Origin of the sequence: Bacteroides nordii (assembly GCF_019930665.1) — a bacterium.
GTDB classification, from domain to species: domain Bacteria; phylum Bacteroidota; class Bacteroidia; order Bacteroidales; family Bacteroidaceae; genus Bacteroides; species Bacteroides nordii.
In genome coordinates this window covers 5,058,924-5,082,951 of the sequence record NZ_CP082886.1, presented here as the reverse complement: position 1 = coordinate 5,082,951, position 24,028 = coordinate 5,058,924, and the positions used below count along the sequence as shown (strand labels likewise).

The following is a 24,028-nucleotide window of genomic DNA, read 5'->3' as shown; positions in this document are numbered from 1 at the left end:
AATCTTATTTTCCCATCGGGAACTTATTCGTAAATGTAATTGTCTCTCCGGCCACCATCTTTCTCTCTGTTATTTTATCCGTAAAAGGATTATACAGCTTCATCCATCCTCCTTTTTCAGATTCAACTGTGATAGAAGCAATCTTCCCTCCTTCATAAGAGGCCGATACGAGAAAAGCTCCCATCGCCCGGAGATGCCGGAAAGAGACATCCTCCCATTTGGTGGACAAAGCCGGAAATACTTTTATCACTCCGGTATGACTTTGCAGCAGCATCTCCTGAATAGCAGCTGCACAGGCAAAGTTACCTTCCAGTGTAAACGGACGATAGGTAAATTGCGAATAGCCCGCCTTCAACTGGTCACCATTCAGATGAAAACTGTTCGGAGAGCAAAAAGCTTTAATAAAGATGTGCAGGTTTCTCACTACATCGTCTCCTTCAAAAACACGGGCCTTCATGTTGGCCAGCCATGCATAGGTATATCCGGTCCACCAATCCGTGCCCAACATCTCTACATTCTTAATAGAACGCAATATCAAATCGATATTCCCATTTCCTTTACTCACGTCTATCAATCCAAAAGGATGAAAAGACAGCAAATGTGAAAAATGGCGATGCGACTCCGTTTGTGCCTTTCCGGGTGCAATCATCAACCCACTCTCATTCACAGCAGGTTTGGGCCATTCGCTTAGTTGTCTTACCCAGTAACCGGCTTCTTCATTCAAGCCCAAAGCCTCCGCCATCTCCCGGGCGACGGTATACGTCAGCCGTATATTAGCAAGGTCGTAGTTGGTTGTCTTCTGAAACCAGGCATCAATACGATTGTCATTTATCTCCGGAGAAGTAGATAAAGGCAGTTGCCGTTCTCCGTTTTCACCCCGGATTGAAATATTCTCAAAATACTGTGCCACCTCCTTTATCCATGGATAAGCGCGGTTCTTCAGGAAATCGGTATCCATGCTATACTTCCATTGTAGATAGAAATGGTGCGATAACCAACCGGCTGTAGAAGGAGAGTGTGAGTAAGGACTCCATCCACCGATCGGTTCTCCTGTCAATGTGGCAATACAAGGTACATTCAGCCCCTCCACGCCATAAAATTGCCGGGTGAATGCTTCTGCATTTTCTTTTATCTTCCAAAGCCAGTCGGTAAATACGGACGACTCTTCAAGATGATTAGAAGTATATCCTGCCCAATAGCTCAACTGGGTATTCAAATCGCTGTGAAAGTCTCCGCGCCAGGGAGGAGTCTGCCCGTTATCGGCAGTCCATACGGCTTGCAGGCAAATAGGAGGTGCACCCTTTCGTGAAGCAGCGGCAAACTTATACATTTCCAGATACCATTGTTTCTCCAGCAATGTATCGGGCAGGCTGATAGAAGATTTCATCCAATATTCCCGCCACCAATGCTTATGCATTGCCAAACTACTATTGAAGTCGCTACTCATCGTCTGTCTCATACATTCCAATGCTCCCTCCCTCTCCGAATACCAGGTTCCCTTGGAGGTTACACAATACTCCCCTTCCAGCGAATGCCCGGAGGGAGACTTCCATTTTAATGCTATTTCATAAGAAACATCTCCCCACCCTTGCTGCTGATAGAGCAAAGTTCCGGGATTTATTCGTTCTACTTTTCCTCGTTTATATCCCAATGCAGTCAGCTTGTTTACACCGGGCTGATAGTCCAGTTCTGTGTCGTTTTCTTCATATAAAGGAGTGATCAACTCCGGCGAAAGAGTATCCGGCAGATTTTCAAAGAAGAAGCGCCCCCCTTTCTCATTGGCGGAAACAAAAATGCGTGCTTTGGCTCCATTCTCCCATAAAACGGTACAGACAGCAGAAGTCAGGTCCAGACTAACATCCTTCACTTTCCCTAAAGAAGCAATGTTGAACTCAATAGCCCCTGCAGGTATCTTAGTGGGAGCCGCGTCATATTTAGTCCTGTCGTCTATCAAACGCTGGATAGGGGCAATATCTTTTTTCTTTAGTACCTGATCACAAATAAACTGATAAGAGTGATCGGGTGATTTGAACTCTTCTACCGGACGTAAATCCCACAGATCGGCCCGGTCTATAGCGATTCTCAGTTTCCCTTCCTTCTGCCAGATAAGAGCACCGGTTAAACCATTTCCTAACGGAAGGGCTTCATCCCAAACCTCCGGAAGTTTTTCAAAACGAAGGTTATGATAAGGACGGGGAAGATCGGACACCTCCTCTCCCGACCGGCAGGAAAACAAGATTCCTACCACAACTATAAGTAACAAATGTTTTACACGCACCATAATCAAACAAAATTTAGATAGAAACAGGGATATATCCATTTCACAACATATATCCCCGGTTATCCTGTTAACAATACAATCAACTATCGCATAAAGCCTAATATATATGCAATTTATCAGGATACACTTACCTTTACAACCTGATTACCATACTTTAAAATATAACAGCCTGTATCCTTCACAGCAATACGTGCCGAATCAACTATATCTATTCTTTCTACCAATCGACCCGAATAATCATAAACAGAGACCTCACCGGTTGTATTCTCAACACAGATTTCTTTGCCCTCCACTGATACCTTCATCGGGTCTGCAAAGGTATGTTGGGAGAAACCGGTAGGAACTTTCTCATAAGCCTTTATCCAGTCTACTTCCATATATCCCGGTAACTCTTCATCATTGATCACTCCGGGCCAGGTTCCTTCACCTCCTAAAGCATAATTCAAAATAAGATAGTAGGGAACATCAAACACCCATTGCTTACAAGCCTCACTTTCGGGTAACTGAGTATTTCTCAGATAAGTACCCGTACTTACTCCGTTAATAAAGAAAGATAGTTCGTCCGCTGTCCAAACCAAAGTATATGTATTAAAATCATCGAGAACATACTTTCCGCCCAGACCCGATCCGCGATACTCCTCACTTCCCGGATGAACACTGTGCCATGCCATATATTCATGACTCACCTGCTCCATAAGATCTATTTCTCCCCCATATCCTGTTGAATATTGCGGACTGACAGGCAATAACCAAATAGCAGGCCATCCACCCTGTACAGATTTGAATTTTGCACGAACCTCCAATTTACCATATTTAAAAGCGACCTTTCCTTTTGTCCAGATGCCTCCTGTCCGGTATCGTTTCGCCTTCTCTGCTTTCAGTACGAGTTTACCATCCTGCAGGTAAGCCTGATCATAACTTTTTGAAAGATAAATAGACCAGGGTGCACCATCCGGAACAGCAAACGACCAATATTTAGGATCGGGTTTCCCGGTATCCTGATCGAAATCATCATAAAAGACCAGTTTATAGTCCGTAGTTTCCGAAGTTTTCATCTGTGCATAAAGTAGTCCGCCCAAAGATAAAGAAAGTACTAATAGAATCAGTTTTTTCATCGAATATCCGTTTTATAGGGTGAAGAGCCGGGGATATATTCGGCTCTTCACACCTTTCATTTATACTATTATTTACCACCGTAAAAATACGGTCCGGTACTGACATTCATATCATTTCACAATCACCTTGGCTACTTCGCCACCGCATCTGATGATGTAACAACCCGTCTCCTGTATTACGAACGTCACCGAACCATCGGCTTCTTTCGCATCAACAAGCTTACCTGCCACGTCATAAACAGCCACCGTTCCGTTTACATTCTTAACCTGTATATGATCCTCACAAACAGTGACCTTCATGGCTTCTGCCAAGTTCATATCAGAAATACCGGTAGCATTCGGATCCCGCAATGTAAAGTAAACCGGTTCTCCTTGTTCCAGATGCAGGCTTACTTGCGTGTTACCATCAGCCAAAGTGGTAACTGAAACGCCATCAACAGCTTTCTGGAGTTTCCATTCGCCCTTTACAACAATCGTAGCATTGGTTTCCTGTTCAATCCACTTAAACAGATCGTGTGTTTTCGGGCGAAGGTTCGGATTAGCGGCTGCAAATGAGATACTTTTGGCTCCCGTATCGGCCTTCTCCATCAATAACAATTCCGAGTCGGAAGACTTCACATTGGCAAAGCCGAGTCCGTCTACTGCTCCAAAGAACGTGTAAGCTGTAATACCCTGCGATTTGTAAGTCAATGCATGCAATTTGTCATTCTGTGCCTCCACTTTAAAAATATCTCCTCCGTTACCAGCAAGTTTTGCAGATAATTGTTGCATCTTTTCGGGTGTGGTCCCCGGAACAGCCACAAACAGGTATTCTTTATTTTCCGGTTTTACCCCGTGGTCAATATAAGCCTTAGCAGCCATTACCGTATTCATATCGCCTGTAACATCACTGCCGTCTTCACGTGGAGCTGTTTGATTAGCGTGTTTGATAACAATCGGGTCATTGCCTTTCGGAATAAAATATCCCGTTGTTTGCGGAGTTACCAACCATACATCCTGCTCTGAGTTGTTAGTCATATTCTCTGCTCCCGGAGCCATCACCTGCCCGTTTACGACCAGGTCACCGCTAATACCTTCATGATCAATTCCCTGGAACAAATTCGTAGCCGTAATCATATCATCTCCATAACTACCTTTGGCACTGATACCACTACCCATACTGATGAGCATACCATCGAACGCATAAACCGATTTCTTAAATTGCAGGTTAGTCGGCGTAAACTGTTGACCTCCCCAATCATCACTTTGCAGGAAATCCGTTCCAAAGATACCGTACTGTCCCCAAGCCAATGCTCCGGAAAAATCCTTTTTCGAATATTGGCAGTAAGTACCTTCCGTACCTTTTCGTGGCATCATCTCTTTCCATGAAGTATAATGTACGGTAGTAGCTCCCGGTACCACATTCCAATCCCAGCCTCCGGACATTTTACTGCCTGTCGCATTGGGTGCTGTTTCAACAGGATATCCGCATACAGCCGGCCCACCATCATACATGACTTCCAAAGTACCATGGCTCTGGTAACGTCCGAACCGGTTACTGGTCGTATAAATTTCCGTACCCCAGAACTGAGTGGTGGCACTACGCATGGTAGCTACCCAGTTATTCTGCCGATAAATACCAGCCGGACTATAATTAAACTGATAGTAACCATCCACTTTCGCCGGCTCTATATCATACTTATCCGTCATAAAGAAATAGTTATAGAATGCAGCTAATTCCATATCATATTTGGTACCTAAAATATCACCGCCACCTTCTATCAGGCGGTCCACATACCAGGCTTCTGACGGAACAATTCCACCGCCATCTGTATACGGATGTCTTCCGCAAAGACTGTTAGCTGCATAGTAGTCAGTTCTGTTTGCTCCTTTTACTGCCATCAGATACATGGATACGATCGCTTTACGAATACGTTCGTAAGAGTCTTTATTTATCTGGAAACAAGTTCCTTTCAGCGTGTAAATATAGTTGCACCATGCTTTATAAGCATACATATATGCATTATAATGTGTATCGTGGTGGAAACCTGTTCCGTCCACTTTCAATACTTCCCGCCCAGCCGGAGTATAAATGGTATGCAACTCCATGAAGCGAACCATATCTTTCAGGTTCTGGATAGCCTCTTTCTGATCAGTAGGAGCAACAGCCAGTGCAAACAGATGCTTAAAGTAATTACACAGATAATCCGCATTCATCCAGGAAATCAGGTAATCATCATCGGCATATACCATATTCGCTTCGAGCATCCAGGTCATAGCCTTTATCATCTCTTTCCGCTGTTCCTCCGTATATTCGGACATTGCTGCTATAAAACCTGCAGGAATACCATCCACACTACCATAATGACTATATGTCAGACGTTCGAAATCATAGAAGATACCTTGATCTAAAATATAATCAACATAATCTTTCAATAAGTCTTTTGCTTCCTGATCTCCCTTCTTTGCATGGGCTGCCAGTGCTTGCACCCTTTGAGAAATATCAATCATAATATCGATTGTCAGTTCTTCGCTTCCTCCTAATGCAGGGCCATTAATCGAACCGTCTTCATTGCGGACCAGACCGAGAGACGACATATAAGATCGCAAAGTTTTCATCGTTACTGTTGTAGTAGGCACCGTAGCCAATGCAGTTTTCAACTTTTCAAAATCAGTAACTTCCTGTGCTGTAGGTTCATTAATTACTTTATTCTGACCGGCAGCATACGCTTTCAGCAATTGAACATGGTCTTTATACAAATACTCCAGATCCGGCATCATCAAATCCTGATACAGTACTTTCCAATTGGAAGACTTAGGTGCATCAAAATTCACTTTATCCAGGTATATCTTTGTATTACCTACATTCTTTCCGGTATAAGTGAACCGTATATCGGTAATAGTAGCTGCATTCTTATTCGCATAATCCGAGTAGAAACGGTTGAACTCACGCCATCCTTTAAAATTCATTGAGATATGACCGGTTTTCACCGCTTTACCGGTTTCGTCCAGATAGTCAATCGTAATCTGATCGTCACACGGTTGTGAGTTATGTATCTCAAAAAATGCGGACTGGCTGCCAATGGTAAACTCTCCGACAGAAACGGTCAGCGTTCCTCCGTCTTGCGTATCCCAGCATAAAGCCTGATTCCCTTCACTACGGTGTTCTTTACTCAATGATAGTGTACTGTTCGCTGCACTCCACTGTTCCAGTTCCGATACGTTCTCAAAAGTAAATGCTTTCGGCTTGTTTGTTTCCAGTGCGGATAACTTATCGAAACGTACATCATCGATGTATGACTCTGCATTGTTCTGGTTATAAAACAATATACAGAAGTTAGTAAGGTCTATATCTGTAGATTCTTCCACGGGTTTCGACTCCCAGAAGTCCGGCTCCACTTTCGATAAATCAAAGTCAATTGTGTATTTAATCCAGCTATCAGTCAGTTTTAAAACAACCGATGCCTTTTTATTATCAGCCACATTATCTTGTTTCACAACAAAGAAACGACCTCCGGAAGCATCCGAGTTATCCTCTTTCGTAAGGAAAGTATAGACTCTGAGCTGAGCTTCATTCATTGATTTGGCATAGAATGTCAAACGATAAATATCACGATCTGCTTTTCCTTTCATACGTTGTGCCAGGAAATCTTTATACCAGGTACCGGGCGCTCCGGTCATTTTTGCAACCTTTCCGTGCTCCGGGTCATCTACAACAGCAAACTGTACTACATTCGGCTGAGGATTATTCGTAACCCATTCATTGAAGAGATAAGGCTGTGTTTTAAAGCCCCGGGTCAAATCTGCATTGTCGAAACCATTGTCTCTAATCTGTATAGCATACTTATCGTTTTCCGACGCTGGCAACGGCATCAGATAAATATCACGGTTACCGGCTGTTATGCCTCTCGCCTCATAAGAGGCCTTCACACGTGGATTATACAGATTTGCCTCATATACTTTTTCCGTTCTCACCAATTGGAACCATCTTTTGAATTCAGCAAAAAACTCCCATCCCCGTTCATCAAATACAGCCTTGTCAAAGTCGGCCTCATTCAATCCGGCAGCAAGTTCAGTTCCTCCGGCCCGGTTACGTATCTGATTTATACATTGGTATGCTAAAGCATCCGGCCCCTTATCCGCTTTATTCTGAGCCTCAGCATAAATCAACAGCACATCTGCATAACGATAGATAGGAGTAATGCCACTTGTTTGTGCACTCAGTGGTTCTATTCCTCCATAATCACGGTACTTATTAATAGCAGGGGAGCGCATTTCAGATACCTTAAAATCTTTCGCTCTTTTCCCCTCACCGAATTTTGTTACAAAATTAAAAGCCTTACGAGTGTCTTCCGGATAACGTTCATAGAAACAGGAATCGGCCAGATAATCACTCCAGGCACCTGCATTCTCTTCCATTGCCATGTAAGAGATACCATAATTACTGGATCCGACAATGGTATGGTTTAACGCTAAAATATGTTCCGTATCGTCTCCGCAAGTAGCCTCTTTCCACAAATCTTCGTAACGGGGCAATAGAGAATATTTTCCACTCTCAATCACCTCCTTGGCCGTTTCTTTTGCTAATGCATATTTATCTGTCTGTTTAAGGGGCCATCCTGCCATAGTCAGATATACTTCCGCCAGACAAGTCTTTGCCGCCCACTTAGTGGGAGTAGAATTGGCTCCGGCACTTCCTAAACGTCCCTGTTCCGGTAATTTCTCTGCCGCAGCCTGTAAGTTCGGAATAATCACCTGATTATAAATGTCGCTTATCGCATTACGGCCGATGATTGTGCTACCTAGAATATCTTCTTTCTGCTCCGAATCTTTATAAGCCGGCACCTCTCCAAACCAACGAACCAGTTGGTAATAGGCAAACGCTTTAAGAAAATGGGCCTCTCCTGCATATTGTACTTTGTCACTTTCGGTAAGAGTCGTTGAATTTTGAATTGTCTCCATCAAAAGATCACACTCTTTTATCAGTGCATACATATCCTGCCATATAATCTTCACATCCCCTTCAAAGGCAGCATCTACCTTGAGCTCATCCATAGCATAATGGCGCTTGGCTGCCGATCCCCCGACAATATCATCCGCTCCTAATCCTAAAATCTGAGGACGGCAATTGAATCCCCAATTACCACCCCATAGTGTAGTGTATAACTTATTGGCTGCCGTTTCCAATTCTGCTTTAGTCATGTAAGACGAAACAGCCGCTTTTACTTCCTGTAAAGACTGGCGCTGCAAGTGTTCGGAAACAACCTGAGCATGCGATACCTCGTTTGAATCAAACAAGTTTGCAGGAGCAAACCATGCCGCATAACCAATGCCGGCAGCCCCACATAATGTCAATGCTAATAAAATGTTTTTCATTGGATTTCTTTTTTAAGTTAAGTTTCACGAACTCTTATCTTCCGGTAACCGTAACAATCCGGCTATCGGCTGCCGGAGACAGAGCTCGCTAAACTACGTTTTTTCTATATTAATAGACTCTCGGATTAGCTTCAAAGCCACAATCAATCTGTTCCTGTTCGGGAAGTGGCATCAAATAGGTACGACGCTCTTCTTTGGTAATACCATTCTTTATCATAGATGCTTTCACACGCGGATTATTTTGATTCATCTCCCATACTTTTTCCGTTCTCACCAATTGAAACCATCTTTTAAACTCAGCGAAAAATTCCCAACCGTACTCATCAAACACGGCTTTATCAAACTCTTCTTCGTTCATGTTTTCCGCTTTGTCATACACTCCGCCTCCGGCCGCACGTTTACGAACATCATTCAGGCATTGGTATGCCAATGTATTGGGACCATGCTCTGCACGATTCTGAGCTTCAGCATAAATCAGTAATACTTCAGCATAACGATAAATTGGGGTAATACCCGAAGATTGAGCACTCATCGTTCCCCCGTTTTCTGTAGTTGTACCTCCATAATCACGATATTTATTGATGGCAGGAGAACGCATCTGTGTTACACGAAAATCTTTCGCTCTTTTTCCTTCACCCATTTTAGTGATAAAGTTGAATGCCTTTCGTTCATCGGCCGGATAACGTTCATAAAAGCAGGAATCTGCCAGATAATCACTCCATGCAGCCGTGCTTTCCTCCATTGCCATATATGAAATTCCGTAGTTACTGGCTTGGTTTACCCTGTCATGAGGTAACGCGAACATATGCTCCGTCGCATCAAGCTTAGTAGCTTCTTTCCACAATTCTTCGTAATGCGGAAGCAGTGAATAACCTCCTTTATCAATAATTTCTTTTGCTTTGTCACGGGCAAGTGCAAAATTTTCTGTCTTTTTCAATGGCCACTCTGCCATGGTCAGGTATACATCAGCCAGACATGCCTTCGCTGCCCATTTGGAAGGAGTTTCATTTGAACCGTTATTCTTCCGTCCTCTTTCGGGCAGGTACTCTTCAGCTATCTTCAAAGAAGGAACAATAATCAGATTGTAAATATCTTCTGTCTTGTTACGGGTAATGTTCGTACTCCCCAAAATGTCTTTATAACAAATGGAATCGGTAAATCCGGGAATATCTCCAAAATAACGCACAAGATGAAAATAAGCAAATGCACGCATAAAATAAGCCTCACCCAAATAGGGTTTCTTGGCCTCATCGGCCATGGTCGGAGAAGCTTCCAAGCCTTCTATAAGCTGATTACTTGCTTGTATCACGGCATATAAATACTCCCAAACCAAATCAACATCATCGCCATGTACATAAAACTCATCAATCAGATAATGACGTTTACTAACCGATCCTCCGATAATATCATCGGCTCCTAATCCTAAAATTTGGGGACGGCAATTGAATCCCCAGTTATTAAACCACAATTTTCGATATAAACCATCGGTCAGGCTTGTTACGTTGTCCTGATTATATTCAATATTCTCCGGGGTTGGAAAACTCAATGGCTCTTGAAATAAATCAGCACACCCGGAAAGCCCAATACAACCTGTAAAAGCTAACGCTACAATATATTTTTTCATAAATCAATCTGCTTTTTATTATTAAAACCCAAAATTCAATCCAATCAGATAATTACGTCCGTTAGGATAATATCCGTAATCGATCCCCGAAGTCAACGGACTTTTCAATGTAACCTCCGGATCGATGCCGGAATAACCGGTAAACAGGAATGGATTCTGAATAGAAGCATATATTCTCAATGTACTGATTTTCATACGTTTCACTATTAACTCCGGGAAATTATATCCCAATGTGATGCTCTTTACTTTCACAAAATCACCTTTTTCCACGTATTGAGAAACAGATTTCTTTGAATTGCGCTTTGATATAAAACCGGCAATATCCGAATTCTCATTCTCCGGTGTCCAACGATTCAACCACTCCGGATTGGGACCTAACTCCAACGGATTATCCCCTACTCCCAAACGTGCCGCACGCGTATAATTATAAATATCAAAGCCATGTACTCCAATAACAAACAGACTTAAATCAAAATTCTTGTAGGTAAGTGTATTATTCCATCCCCATTGAAAAGAGGGTTGTCCATTACCGATAATGGTCTGGTCTTCCACCGTTATCTGCTTATCTTCGCTACCGTCCAGGTTCTTGTATCGATAAGATCCCGCCTCTGTTCCCTGTGGAGCATCAGACAGTTCACTTGTTTTCCAAACGCCGTCACTTACATATCCCCACATTGTTCCAAGCTTTTCACCCTTTATATTACGGAAATAGTCGTTCTGATATCCACCGCTAATAATAGCATATTCCAAATCTCCGTCCAGGCTTTCAATAACTCCTTTATTGTGTGATAAAGTGATATTCGTATTCCACCTGAAATCTCTGGTAGCTACAGGATCGGCTCCGATAGTAACCTCAAAACCTTTATTACGTATTTCGGCTGCATTCTTCAAACGGGTCTTGAAACCGGTATATAACGGTGCAGTCACATCCAGTAAAGCATCCTTGGTCAGCTTATTATACACATCTACCGTAAATGTCAGGCGATTGTTGAATACTCCGAAGTCAATACCCGCATTCCACTGTTTTGTACGTTCCCATCGCAGACCTTTCGTTCCGATTCGCTTGGTTGTGAGAGTCAAATTATCATTTGCATCACGGGTTGCCTCCAACTCTGTCCAGGCAGAATATGCGGCTACAGCCTGGTTTCCTGTTTCACCATAACCGGCACGGAGTTTTAATTGACTCAGGAAATCAACATCACGCAAGAATGATTCTTCTTTCATATTCCATGCCAAAGCCATTGACGGGAATTGTTCCCATCTCTTCTCTGACGAAAGATTGGAAGAACCGTCATAACGCCAGGAAGCAGTCAGCATATACCGGTTCATAAGAACATAATTTACTCTTGCCATATAAGAAAGCATAAAGGACCGGGTATGTCCGGAAGAGCCATATACTTTTTTAGCCAAAGAGGTATTATTGGCACCTATTTCTTCGGAAATCAACTCACGACCTTCACTCTTATTGTTCATATTATTACTATACTGTTGCTCAATAACGGCTGTAGCATTAATACGATGGTTCTTATTGAACTCTTTCACATAGGATAGAATATTCTGGTTCGTCCAGGAGTAATTTTGAGTACTGGTAAAAGTAGCAGAGTTATACCCACTATTCCACCCACTCAGACTTCCTTTCGTATTGGTGTTCAATGCACTGGTATTCCCGAACCAGAAATTCTGAGTAGTCTGTAGCGTTAGTCCTTTCAAGATCGTAACATCTACATACCCCTGTATTGTAGAACTATAATAATAACCGTCTTTATCTACCTCATTGATATGAGCCATCGGATTGAATTTACGCCCTCCCTGAATATCTTTGTGATGATAAGCCCCATCTTCATCTTTGGGTAAAACGGTATTCGGAAAATTCAGTGCATCCACCAATGTATTCTGCCATCCACCAAAGTTCACCCCGGAATCTTTAGAGTAACTGCCATTAAAGTTCACACCTGCTTTTAACCATGGAAGAAGTTCTGTATCCACCTTCAAGCGGGCATTGATCAACTTGCGTTGCGACTCTTCAATCGTACCTTCGTTATAATTATAACGCCCGGAAAATACAAATTGAGTTTTCTCATTTCCTCCGGTCACCGACAATTCATGTGTGTGCTCCAACGCCACATCCCGGAAAATAGCATCCAGATAGTCATATCCACCTCCATTATAGAAACCTTTAACAGCATCTGCATCATAGAAAACCTGAGGATCCAAACCAGAGTTCCGGTTAATTTCTTTTCCGTAATCGTTTGCTAAATCGGCCATTTGTCCGGGAGACAAAACATCAGGAAGAGTATATGGCTTTTTAAAATTGACATATCCATTATAATTCACATTTACTTTTCCGGATTTTCCTTTTTTAGTCGTAATCAGGATGACTCCATTTGCCCCGCGTGAACCATAAACAGCCGTAGCAGAAGCATCTTTCAGTACCTCGACGGACTCTATATCGCCCGGATTCAACATGCTCAATGTACCTCCGATAAAACCATCGACTACTACCAGCGGACCACCATCTGCCTTGATAGAGTTGGCTCCACGCACACGGATCGTAGCTCCCTGAGTAGGGTCACCCGAAGCGGAAACAATACTAACCCCTGCCATACGTCCCTGAAGTGCATTCTCAATATTATTAGTCGGCGTATTTTTCAGAATATCATCTGCTTTAACAGAAGCAACTGCTCCCGTCAAATCCGACTTACGCTGTACACCATAACCTACTACCACTACCTCATCCAGAGCTTGTGTATCGTCCTGCAGCGTTATTGTCAAACTTTTCTTTCCTGCTACTTTGACCTCTAATGTCTGATAGCCGACAAAGGAGATTTTCAAAGTTGCATCACTCCGTACATTGTCCAACTTAAAGTTTCCATCTACATCTGTAATGGTACCCATTGTCGTACCTACCACCAGAACAGATGCTCCAATCACGCCCTCCCCGGCTTTGTCAATAACCTTACCAGTTATAGTTCCTACCTGTGCCCATACTATTTGCGTCATCAGGCAGCAAACTACAAACAGGCTCCACAACCTTTTTGTCGCCAAATTACTTTTTTTCATACTATTTTATTTCTAAAGTTATTTCACCAGAACTTTAAATGTCTTCGAACCGTTTACATTGCTGACTTTCACCAGATAGAAACCATTTCCGGACATGTTTATAGTGTTATCACCCGCAGCAACCGGCATAGTAAGTACCATTTCACCTACGATAGAGTAAACCTCTACAACCGAGTTTTCATCAGAAGTTACTACCAACTGATTCCCATAAGCCACCACTGAGGAACCGTTATCTGCTTTGTTCGGATAAATGCCAGTGAGTGCCGAACCCTGGTAAGCTCCCATATTGATTTTACCATTTACAATACGATTATTGCCGGCAATATCTTTCTTCATGAATTTTTCAACCCAGGCATCTTCCAGCTCACAATTATAGTCAAATTCAGTAGTACCGGAGTTTATGGCCAACGAAGCCTCCTTTAGAGAATAATCAGCTTTTGCAGACTCCTCTTTCTGAGTTGCATCCGTAGCAGCCCCTTTGAAAGAAGCAGGATTTACAAAAGGGGTAGCATCTACAACATTATTACTATTCGTTGCTTCTCCAAAATCAATCTCTGTATCAAAAGCACTGTATTCTATCCAACACTGTTCGTTATTAGCTGCAACCTCCACTGCTTTTTCTCTGCTTGCTTCGTTGTTTACTACAATATTATTATACCAGAAGGGGCTACCGGCACCATCAATATACAAAGTACCTTTATTATTGGCAATGGTATTATTCAACTGGGTACCTCCCTGAATGTCTATCAGTAACTGCTTACTTGTATTATTCACTATCAGATTATTAGCAAGAACCATATTGGAAACCGTTGTAATAAGAGCACTTCTCCATTCGTCTCCACTTTCTGCTGTATTTTGATTATTACGAATAATGTTGTTAGCAAAACTTGCCTGCACATTTGACTTTCCGGAAAGCACAGTACCAGAAACAGTCGTAGCATTTCCTTCAAACAGGCAGTCCGTTATCGCCATCGTACCTTCTGACCAATCATAAGCAATTCCAATACATTTATCTGTATTATCTTTAAAAAGACACTTGGTAATCAGTACTTCGTCTGATTGATTCTGTGGTCCGCCATTATAATTATAAAGTCCAAAAGATTGCATTTTGTTAGCTTCAAAAACACAGTTCTCCATACGATTTGGCAAACTGCCTACTGCATAACCACAAAAATAAATCACTGAATTAGTCTTCGTCAAATCACCTAAATTGCTGTTATTCGCAAAATAACAATCACGCACTATGAAATTCTCTTCACCATAAACAAGAGTAGCATTAGCTGCGCAATTAATCACTTTATTATTCTGGAAAGTAACTGAATTTCTAAAATATAAAAAACGCCAGTCCTTGGTTACCTTATAATTATTAAAAGTAATTCCATCCACATACAGCATATCCCAAAGAGAACTTTTATCCTCACGTTCCATCAAACGGTTTTCATTCTCACCAGTAAAAATCGTTTCATTTGTAAAGTTCCAAGGTTCAGTTTGAGGATTAGGCCGTTGACGTACATCGACAGAGGTTTCCCCTTTGGCAAATCCACCATAAAAGCTTACTCCATTTTTCATCATAATAGATGTATTGAAAACGTAGGTACCTGCAGCAATATAAATATCATCACCTTTATCGGCTTTACTTATTGCTACATTCAAATCTTTCACTGCCGTCTCCCAGGAAGTCCCGGCATTGTTGTCATTACCATCAGTAGTTACATAGATTACTTTCGCACTCATGCCTGAGCAGAGAAACAAAGCACACATTGCGGAGAATAATGTCTTTTTCATACTATAAATTTTAAAATTGATAAGTTTTACATCGGTTTTTGATGCAACAAAAGTGGAATAAATATGAAAGAGAGGGATGCATATTGCGTACTTAAAGGAGGCACATCAAGTACAATTCACCGATACACAACATGCAGGAATTATTCTGTACGCAATGTGCACCTGATTGTACGCATAGTGCACATTCATTTAATAAACTTCGTATTAAACTTACTCCTGCTATTACATTAACATTATTAACACCTTTCTTTAACAAACTCCCTCTGCCTTGTAAGAGTGTACACTTTTGCACTACAAAACTGTACATCTTTGCATAACAAGAATGTACAATTAACACATGAATAAATGTACACTTTTGCAATACATTAAACAAGAGGTTATTATCTGTTATAAATCAGATGATTACATAATATCAGCGAAGTCTATTCTACCCAAAATTTTCTTTTGAGAAATATCTGTAATTACTTTTTTGACTACTACATATTTGCCGAATGAATCCAATATAAGAGGTGAAGAGAATATCACGTACATAAAAAACGACTGATACAGAATAGGGCATATATCATACACCAAAGACTTATACGATGATGAACGCCTCTTTACCCGCCAGTTTCCTCTTCCGTTTCTTCCACATCCTCGTCTTTATTACCCGTGCGATAGAATAATGGGCTGATGCCATATACTTCCTTAAAGCAACGGCTGAAGTAACGGGGAGAGCTAAAACCTGTCTGGTCTGCCACCTCAGCTATTGACAAGAACAATTCATTCTTCAGAAGATAAGCGGCTTTTTTCAAACGAATTGTCAAAATGAAATCGTTCGGAGTTTGTCCGGTAATAGCTTTCATTTTAGAGAAGAAGTTGGTGCGAGAGATACACAACTCACGAATCACGTCATTCAGACTAAACTCTGCATTATCCATATTCTTTTCAATAATGGCAACGGTACGGTCCAACAGATCTTTATCCATCGGATTGGTTGCTAACATCTGAACACGGGTCTGTGGCTGTTTACTAAACTTCTCCTGCAATACGATACGACTGTTCACCAGATTATTACACCTGGAAATAAGCAGGTTCACATTAAAAGGTTTCGTAATATAATCGTCCGCACCAATACGCAGGCCTTCAATGGTATGCTCTATCGCAGTACGGGCCGTCAATAGAACAACCGGAATATGACACGTTTCGAAATCCTGCTTTATCTGTTTGCAGAGTTCAATACCGGTCATTTTAGGCATAACCACATCGCTAATAATAAGATCAGGCATTCTATCACGAGCCTCTTTCAATCCTTCTTCTCCATCCGCAGCGGTTATTATCTCATAATAAGGCTCAAACAGACCCGCCAACATTTCTCTTAAAGAGTCATTGTCCTCCACAATCAACACCTTCGCTCCTTTGATACGTTCCTTCACCGTATCATCCAGCACCTGCTGCTCAACCATGAATTTCGATTCGACTATGACTGCTGCTTCCTCTTCTTTCGGCTCCTCTGTCTCTATCTGTTCTGCGGTGAAATGGGCATTTCCTAACTTTAACGCAATAGTAAACGTTGTTCCACTCGTCTGATTGCTACTAACCTCAATCCGCCCCTTATGTAACTCCACAATACCTTTGCTCAAGGCCAACCCAATACCTGTTCCCTGAGTATTCTCCGGATCATTGCTGGTTTGATAGAAGCGTTCAAAAATCTTCCCTGCTTCTTCCGGCTTGATTCCTTTACCACTGTCCTGCACTTCAATAATAGCTTCTTCTCCTCTTTTACTGATGTTGATGGAGATACTTCCTTTCTCTGGAGTATACTTAAAAGCATTTGACAGCAAATTATTAATAACTTTCTGCATCTGACGCGAGTCATACCAAACCTCCAACTGATCCTGATCTTTATTGAAATAGAATTTGATATGCCGGGTAGATGCATATTCGATATAAAGCAGATAGTTTTCATATAAGAAGTCAACCAGATTATGCCTGCTCACCTTTATCTTCATATGACCTTGCTCCTGCTTGCGAAAATCAAGTAACTCACTGATCAATCCCCGTAACTGGAGCCCGTTCTTATAAACATTCAGAAGTTTATTGTAAATAGCCGGTGGAAACGACTGTACCTGCAGTAACATTTCAATCTGCCCCACAATAACCGTCAACGGAGTACGGAACTCATGAGAAATATTAGTAAAGAAACGGAGTTTAGATTGGTTCAGTTCTTCTACATCCCGAATGTGCTGTTTCTCGTATTTAAGAGATTCCTGCAATTTTATTCTTCCATGATAGGTCCTCACTATATAATAAAGAAGGCTAATCGTAATGACAACATAGATAAGATAAGCCCAGATCGTTTTGTAAAAAGGAGGAAGAACGGTTATGTTAAGACGATATTCCGGTTGGTACACATTATTAATTCCTGCCGGTTTTACAATCAGGGTATAGTCACCCGGTGACAGATTGGTATAAGTAATAGTACGTTGCTTGTATATCTTTGTCCAACCATTGGAAAATCCCTCTAACCGATATACAAACTCATGCTGATTGGCAGCAATATAGTTAGAAACGGCAAATTCCAGATTCAAAACCGAATGATCACTTTTCAGCGTAATAGCAGAGGTGTCATAAAAAGAAGATTTCAGAATACCTGTCTTGTCATTGATACCCACTTCTTCGCCATTCACCCAAAGTCCTACCGGAAAGATATCATAAGGTTTAGGAGAAATATTGAGACTTTTTTCATAGAATGAAACCATCCCTTTGATACCTCCCAGAAATATTTCACCATCTTTACATTGATATAATGAGTTCTCATTCAGCGTAGTGAAAGGAAAGCCATTCTCATTATCATAATTGTAAAACAACTTCGTGTAATAATCAAAAAGGGTGAATCCCTGATTAGTGGTCAGTAACAATTTGCCGTTTAAAGACTCTGTTACAGCATAGATACAATCACTGCCTAAACCGTTCTTCTTAGAATTGAAATTCTCAAATTTACCTGTCTCCCGGTAATAAACGTCAATGCCGGAACTAATCGTTGAGAACCACAGATTGCGATGACGATCTTCGGTTATACAGGTGATCATATTATCGCTTAAACAATTTGTCTTCTCCGGATCATATCTGTAATTCACCAGCTCCTTCGTATCAAAATGGTAAGCATATACGCCATGTCCCTCTACCCCAATCCACAAGAGTCCCTCCGAATCTATTTTCAAACGATGAGAAAACAGATTTAATAACAGAGTAAAGTTTCCCGTTTCGGGATTGAATTGAAAAACACCATCATAAGAAGCCAGCAGCAATTCATTTTTATAGGGAATAATGTCCAGTATTACATTAGACAATTGCTTTCCTGCCACATCAGGAAGTTTATAAGTGGTAATTCTGTCTGTTTTTAAATCCAGTTTGTTAAGCCCCTCCTGATGAGTACCGATCCAAAGTGCCTCTCGCTTTTCGTCATAGTACAAAGCTTTTATGTTATTATGCGAAAGAGAGTTGTGTCCCTCTTTATGCTTATACCACTTGAAACGCTTGTTGGTACGATCATAGAAGTCCAGCCCACCTCCTTCGGTAGCAATCCATAAATTTCCACTCTTGTCTTCTGCAAAACAACCGATCACCGGAAAACTAAGTCCCTCGTTCTCGTGCAATCCGGGACGATAATGGGTATAAATTTCATATTCGGGATTAAAATAGTTCACCCCACCGAAATAAGTGCCTACCCAGAGAGTTCCCTGGTGATCTTTAATAATGCAATAAACAGAAGCATTACTCAAACTTCCCGGTATATCTGTAGAAGTATAATAGACAAATTCGTTTTTCTTCTTATCAAACTTATCCAAACCATTGAAAGTTGCAATCCATAGGTTTCCCTGATTATCTTCACAACAATCTCTTACGGAGTTGGATGATATACAATGTGTTCTATCTGCTCCTCCATCCGTATAATGTACTGTTCCATTGTCAGATATGTGGTAAAGTCCGTCTTCCCAAGTACACACCCAAATGTCACCGGATGAATCCTGATAAAGATTAAAAACATTACATTGAGGTAAAACACACAACTGCTTCATTTCTCCTTTCTTCAAGCAATACAATCCATCCCCCCGGGTCCCAAGCCACAACCGTCCGGTTTTATCTTTCAATAAAGAAGAGACCTGTATATCTCCCTCTAAAGAACAATAAGGTTTTACCTGATGATTCAGAACATCATAATAATAAACAGAACCATTACCACCTATCAATAATGTATCAGAACTATAGGTAATTGAATGCCCCGGCCCTTTCTGGATTGTTTCAAACGTTTCGGAATACATATCAAAAATACATATTCCCTCAATTGTCTGTATATATAAATGTCCCTTACCATCCCCACAAATCCTCCTGACATCTTTTCCAACAATAGAATGTTCATTCCCACGCTCCGGCTTATAACTCCGCACCCAATTACCATTGTATACATTCAATCCGTCACGTGTTCCTATCCATATCCTGCCAAGTTCATCTTTATATAAACAGTAGGCTGTGAACTGTGAAAGTCCATTCTCAGTAGATAAATAGTTGAACGATATGTCTTGTGCAACAAGCTTGGTAACCCAAAATAGTGAAATAAGGAATAAGGTAATCCTACTTATATTCTGATGCTTTATGTTTTTCATACCAGAGACGAATTAGATTCTTTATTGCACAAAAATACGATAAATAAGAATCACGCCCAACTCTCTCATTAATAAAAAGACAAGCAGATTATTTACTACGCACCTTCTTCATCCTTTTATAAGACCGGTGTCCATATATAGTTACCACTACAAAACAAATAAATGGAAGTATAAACGACAAATTCACTGCCGGCATGCCAAACAAAACCGATTGTAAATCGGGCATAATAACTTATAGATTATATCAGTTATCACTATCCCAAAGTACCTCTTTTTCAATAGTACATTTATTTCAGGAAGTGTAAATACTACAATCTTCAGCTACTCTCAGAAGCAATGCCGTTTCCACAATTTAAAATAAATAACAAAATTAACAGACCAAACATCAAAACATACATGACAACCGATACAAAATCCGTCTACTTTTGTAAAATCCATTAAAATTAATACTATGTACACACACATGGCAAAACTATTAAGAGTCTTATCGATTATTATACTTATATTAACAAGCATCGCAATCACATTCGATAGCGGCATATTCGTTTACCCCTCCTTATCCAACACCTTATTTTTTCTATATTAGTATCTTTATTAACTTTAATAACAGCGTTTTATGCGATACATAACACCAGTTATGAAAAAGTATCTATATATAGCTGTATTGTGTTTTTTTGGGGAGTATACATTCTGTTACACTGCTACCACACTAATGGCGAATACTACCGTTCTCTCTATTTAATTTCAAGTATCATCTACCTGATAACACTTTCTTTTTTAATACGGATACAAATCATAAACATTACATTTATAAAAAACATTCTTCTCTGTATTGCAATTATCCAGTTGGTATTTATGCTCGGACAATCTTTAAACATTATTGACTCATACAGTAAATATTTCCCTATTTCCGGCACAAATGAAAATCCAAACACGAATGCAATTTTCATACTTTGCTGTTTGCCCATTCTTATTGAAAGAATCAGGAATCTTGATAAAACATTTATTTACAAAATTCTATTCGGATGTATACTTCTATTTTTATTCATATTGAAATGCAGGACTGCTTATATTGGAGGTGCCATCCTATTAGCCACTTACCTCCTTTCCGGCAAACGTATCCATCGTTTTTGGAAAAAAAGCAACTATATAAGAAGAGCCTTATTACTCTCCCTTTTATGTACAACAATCTTTTTTACCGGAATACATATTTATCAAATTAAGAAGGATTCTGCCGACGGGCGTTTACTCATTTGGAAACTTAGTACGGAAATGGTTGCAAAAAATCCGATTGAAGGCTACGGATATGGATTATTCGAGAGAAACTATAACTTGAAACAAGCATCCTACTTTTGCAGCCAACCATCAACAACAGAACACCAAAATGCTTCTTTAGTTGCAATGGCCTATAATGACTATCTGGAACAAGCCATAGAAGGAGGTATCACAGGTTTCATCTGGTATCTGGGATTTTTCATATTACTTGGCTATCTGGCTATTCGACAAAAAAACAGAGAAGCATTAGCTATTGTATTAGCCATTGCCATAATGGCGTTATTCAACTTCATATATGCTGCAATAACCACTTGGTTTTTACTACTAAACTATGGAGCTATTTTATTGGCTGCATCCAATAACCGATTTAGTCTCCCTACCCTAATTAAAAGACTAATCAGCATTATCTTTTGCTGTATCGCATCCATACTGCTATATCATCAATGCAGAGTAATCAATGCGCAAATAGGGCTTAAAAAAAGTATCGGACTAATTAAAGAAAGACGATTCGAAGAAGCCGGCAATCTTTTAGCCCGACTTTTAGAACAAGCAAGTACTTCCGAAGCCTTCCTTACACAATATGCCAACTCATTAGCTAAACAAAAACGATATGAAGAAGCTATACCCATATATAAAAAAGCTTCCCTGTATACTTCCAATATATCTCTTTACTATCGTATGGCCGATTGCTATGCCCATTTATCACAATATAGCGATGCATTAACCACTTTGAAAACCATAGCTGCCATTATACCCACAAATCTACGTTCCAGATATCAGATAATGTGTTTACAACGACATATTCAAGACATAGAAGGAGCCCGCCAAACTGCCTTGGAAATTATAAATATATCTCCCAAGGTCTATAACCCCAAAGCAGAGCAATATAAAAAGCAAGCTCGAGAATTTTTAGAACATTCCAAATAATAAATCTGCAATAATATGAGAATCAGAATCACTTTTTTACTGCTGCTGTCTTTCACTGTTCCTTCGTATAGTATAGGACAGACAACAGAACAACTGAACAAAGTATTGGCCCATTATACTACCAGCCCGACAGATAGCTTAAAATACAAAGCCGCCTTATTCCTTATAGAGAACATGCAAGATTACAAAGCTCCCTATGGTAAAGCGATTGATAGTTACAAACAGAAAATCCATGCTTTAACCCCTCCTGTCAGCACCAAAACAGTAAAAGCTGCCTGGCAATCATCTATAATGGAATACTCCCCCAAAGAAATAATATGGGTTAACGATTCTGATACCATCTCATCCGAATTTCTGATAGAAAATATCGAACAGGCTTTTCTGTCATGGGAAAATGCCCCGTGGCATAGCCAGATATCATTCGAGCAGTTTTGTCGTCTGATATTACCTTATCGAACAATGAACGAACAACTGACCTTAGGATGGAGACAAACGCTACAACAAAAATACGGCGCCATTATAGAAGGAATAACAGATATTAAACAAGCTTTTTCTCTCCTATCCGATTCTATTATAAAATCCGTTCGACAAGCACCCCCCTTATGCCCCTATTCACCGGATGTATTAACCATAGATAAGCTGCAACAAGCCAATTGCTCCCAACGTTGTATTCTGCAAACCGCTATTCTTCGTTCACTGGCTATTCCTGCCACATTAGATATGGTACCCAGATGGGCTAACTATAGCACCCTTGGACACACTTGGGTGTCATTAGTATTAAACAACGACGAAACCTACACACTTTATGAAAAAGACAAAGAAGCAAAACGATTCAACAAAATCGATGCGTCCGAGTTTCCTGTAACTTATCGACCTGCACCGACAGACAGATATCCGTTTCGCATAGACTCTATAAAAAAAGTATCAAAAGTTTATCGTACCACATTCAAAACGCAGTCCTACCCGATAGAAATGCAAAAGGTTCCAAGTCTAAATGATAGTCATATCTACGATGTTTCAGCAGAATATGGTTACACAGATTCTATATCCCTGAACATCAAAGAAGCAAACAACGAACTTTTATGTTTATGCACTTTCAGTACAGGAAGGAATTGGCAACCTATAGCAATAAGCCGCGCTCAAGATAACCTAATCACATTCAATAATATAGGAACAGATATTGTATACGTCATTGCACGCCCTCATGGCGATCATATCCATGCCGTATCCTATCCTTTTTTATTACAGGACAGCGGCAATATAAGATATTTCATTCCGGATACCATACAAAAGGAAACAATAACCCTCTATCGTAAATATCCAGTATTCTCTAATTGGAGCAATCAATGGGGTAATATGATTGGAGGGCGTTTCGAAGGAGCAAATAGCCCCGACTTTAGTGATGCCGTTTTACTTAACAGCATTCGTACAATGCCGTTTGGAGGTAATATTCTACAAATCAACAATTCTAATTCTTTTAGATATTTACGCTATAAAACTCCAATTACAAGCAGAACGTCTTTAGCCGAACTTACTTTCTATACCCAAACACCAATTGGTATAAGAAAAATAATAGGAATCCCAATAGGTTATAAAGTTCCAAACGAAGAATTGCATTTTGCTTTCGATGGCGATCGCGAAACAGTAGCCAATACTAAAAGTACTAAATATTGGATTGGACTTGATCTAGATGAAAACAAAGAGCAATCTGTATATATAATTAAATTCACCCCAAAGTCTGATACAAACAGTATGGAACCCGGACATCTTTATGAACTTTATTATTTTGATAAAAAATGGCATTCATTAGGACGTCAAGTTTGTACAGACGATTTTCTGATTTATGAGCATGTACCTAAAAATACCATTCTATTATTAAAAGACCGAACAAAAGGTAAAGAAGAACGAATATTTTATCACGATGCCGGACTACAAATCTGGTATTAATTTAATAACTCAA

The 24,028-nt window shown here is 40.5% G+C and carries 9 protein-coding genes; 2 read left to right on the top strand and 7 right to left on the bottom strand.

From position 1 onward, the window contains the following. Window positions 1-4: 4 nt before the first annotated feature. From K8P02_RS19620 to K8P02_RS19590, 7 genes are all read right to left on the bottom strand, one after another. Window positions 5-2,281: a glycosyl hydrolase family 95 catalytic domain-containing protein gene (locus tag K8P02_RS19620; protein WP_025866608.1), complete on the bottom strand. Its 2,277-nt coding sequence runs from the start codon at window positions 2,279-2,281 to the stop codon at window positions 5-7. A 116-nt stretch (window positions 2,282-2,397) separates the two neighbouring features. Beyond that, entirely contained in the window at window positions 2,398-3,396 is a 999-nt protein-coding gene (locus tag K8P02_RS19615; protein WP_025866607.1) for a glycoside hydrolase family 16 protein, read from the bottom strand. Window positions 3,397-3,507: 111 nt separating this feature from the next. Continuing rightward, entirely contained in the window at window positions 3,508-8,751 is a 5,244-nt protein-coding gene (locus tag K8P02_RS19610) for a RagB/SusD family nutrient uptake outer membrane protein (RefSeq protein WP_223381729.1), read from the bottom strand. A 109-nt stretch (window positions 8,752-8,860) separates the two neighbouring features. Then, window positions 8,861-10,375: a RagB/SusD family nutrient uptake outer membrane protein gene (locus tag K8P02_RS19605; RefSeq protein WP_025866606.1), complete on the bottom strand. Its 1,515-nt coding sequence runs from the start codon at window positions 10,373-10,375 to the stop codon at window positions 8,861-8,863. Between the two features lie 21 nt (window positions 10,376-10,396). Then, window positions 10,397-13,435: a SusC/RagA family TonB-linked outer membrane protein gene (locus K8P02_RS19600; RefSeq protein ID WP_025866605.1), complete on the bottom strand. Its 3,039-nt coding sequence runs from the start codon at window positions 13,433-13,435 to the stop codon at window positions 10,397-10,399. Between the two features lie 18 nt (window positions 13,436-13,453). Further along, the gene (locus K8P02_RS19595) at window positions 13,454-15,220 is read right to left on the bottom strand and encodes a right-handed parallel beta-helix repeat-containing protein (RefSeq protein WP_223381727.1); all 1,767 of its coding nucleotides are present in this window, start codon (window positions 15,218-15,220) and stop codon (window positions 13,454-13,456) included. Window positions 15,221-15,819: 599 nt separating this feature from the next. Further along, the gene (locus tag K8P02_RS19590; protein ID WP_223381725.1) at window positions 15,820-19,866 is read right to left on the bottom strand and encodes a hybrid sensor histidine kinase/response regulator transcription factor; all 4,047 of its coding nucleotides are present in this window, start codon (window positions 19,864-19,866) and stop codon (window positions 15,820-15,822) included. 1,050 nt (window positions 19,867-20,916) lie between these two features. Between K8P02_RS19590 and K8P02_RS19585 the strand changes: the two genes are divergently transcribed. Then, window positions 20,917-22,068 carry a tetratricopeptide repeat protein gene (locus K8P02_RS19585; protein WP_262903065.1) on the top strand — a complete coding sequence of 384 codons (1,152 nt, stop codon included), beginning with the start codon at window positions 20,917-20,919 and terminating at the stop codon, window positions 22,066-22,068. A 15-nt stretch (window positions 22,069-22,083) separates the two neighbouring features. Further along, a complete protein-coding gene (locus K8P02_RS19580; RefSeq protein ID WP_223381721.1) occupies window positions 22,084-24,015 on the top strand; it encodes a hypothetical protein in 1,932 nt (643 codons plus the stop codon). Window positions 24,016-24,028: the final 13 nt, after the last annotated feature.

Excerpts from the sequence above, each read along its gene's own strand:
- K8P02_RS19620 (WP_025866608.1), bottom strand. The coding sequence starts at position 2,281 with ATGGTGCGTGTAAAACATTTGTTACTTATAGTTGTGGTAGGAATCTTG.
- K8P02_RS19615 (WP_025866607.1), bottom strand. The coding sequence starts at position 3,396 with ATGAAAAAACTGATTCTATTAGTACTTTCTTTATCTTTGGGCGGACTA.
- K8P02_RS19610 (WP_223381729.1), bottom strand. The coding sequence starts at position 8,751 with ATGAAAAACATTTTATTAGCATTGACATTATGTGGGGCTGCCGGCATT.
- K8P02_RS19605 (WP_025866606.1), bottom strand. The coding sequence starts at position 10,375 with ATGAAAAAATATATTGTAGCGTTAGCTTTTACAGGTTGTATTGGGCTT.
- K8P02_RS19600 (WP_025866605.1), bottom strand. The coding sequence starts at position 13,435 with ATGAAAAAAAGTAATTTGGCGACAAAAAGGTTGTGGAGCCTGTTTGTA.
- K8P02_RS19595 (WP_223381727.1), bottom strand. The coding sequence starts at position 15,220 with ATGAAAAAGACATTATTCTCCGCAATGTGTGCTTTGTTTCTCTGCTCA.
- K8P02_RS19590 (WP_223381725.1), bottom strand. The coding sequence starts at position 19,866 with ATGAAAAACATAAAGCATCAGAATATAAGTAGGATTACCTTATTCCTT.
- K8P02_RS19580 (WP_223381721.1), top strand. The coding sequence starts at position 22,084 with ATGAGAATCAGAATCACTTTTTTACTGCTGCTGTCTTTCACTGTTCCT.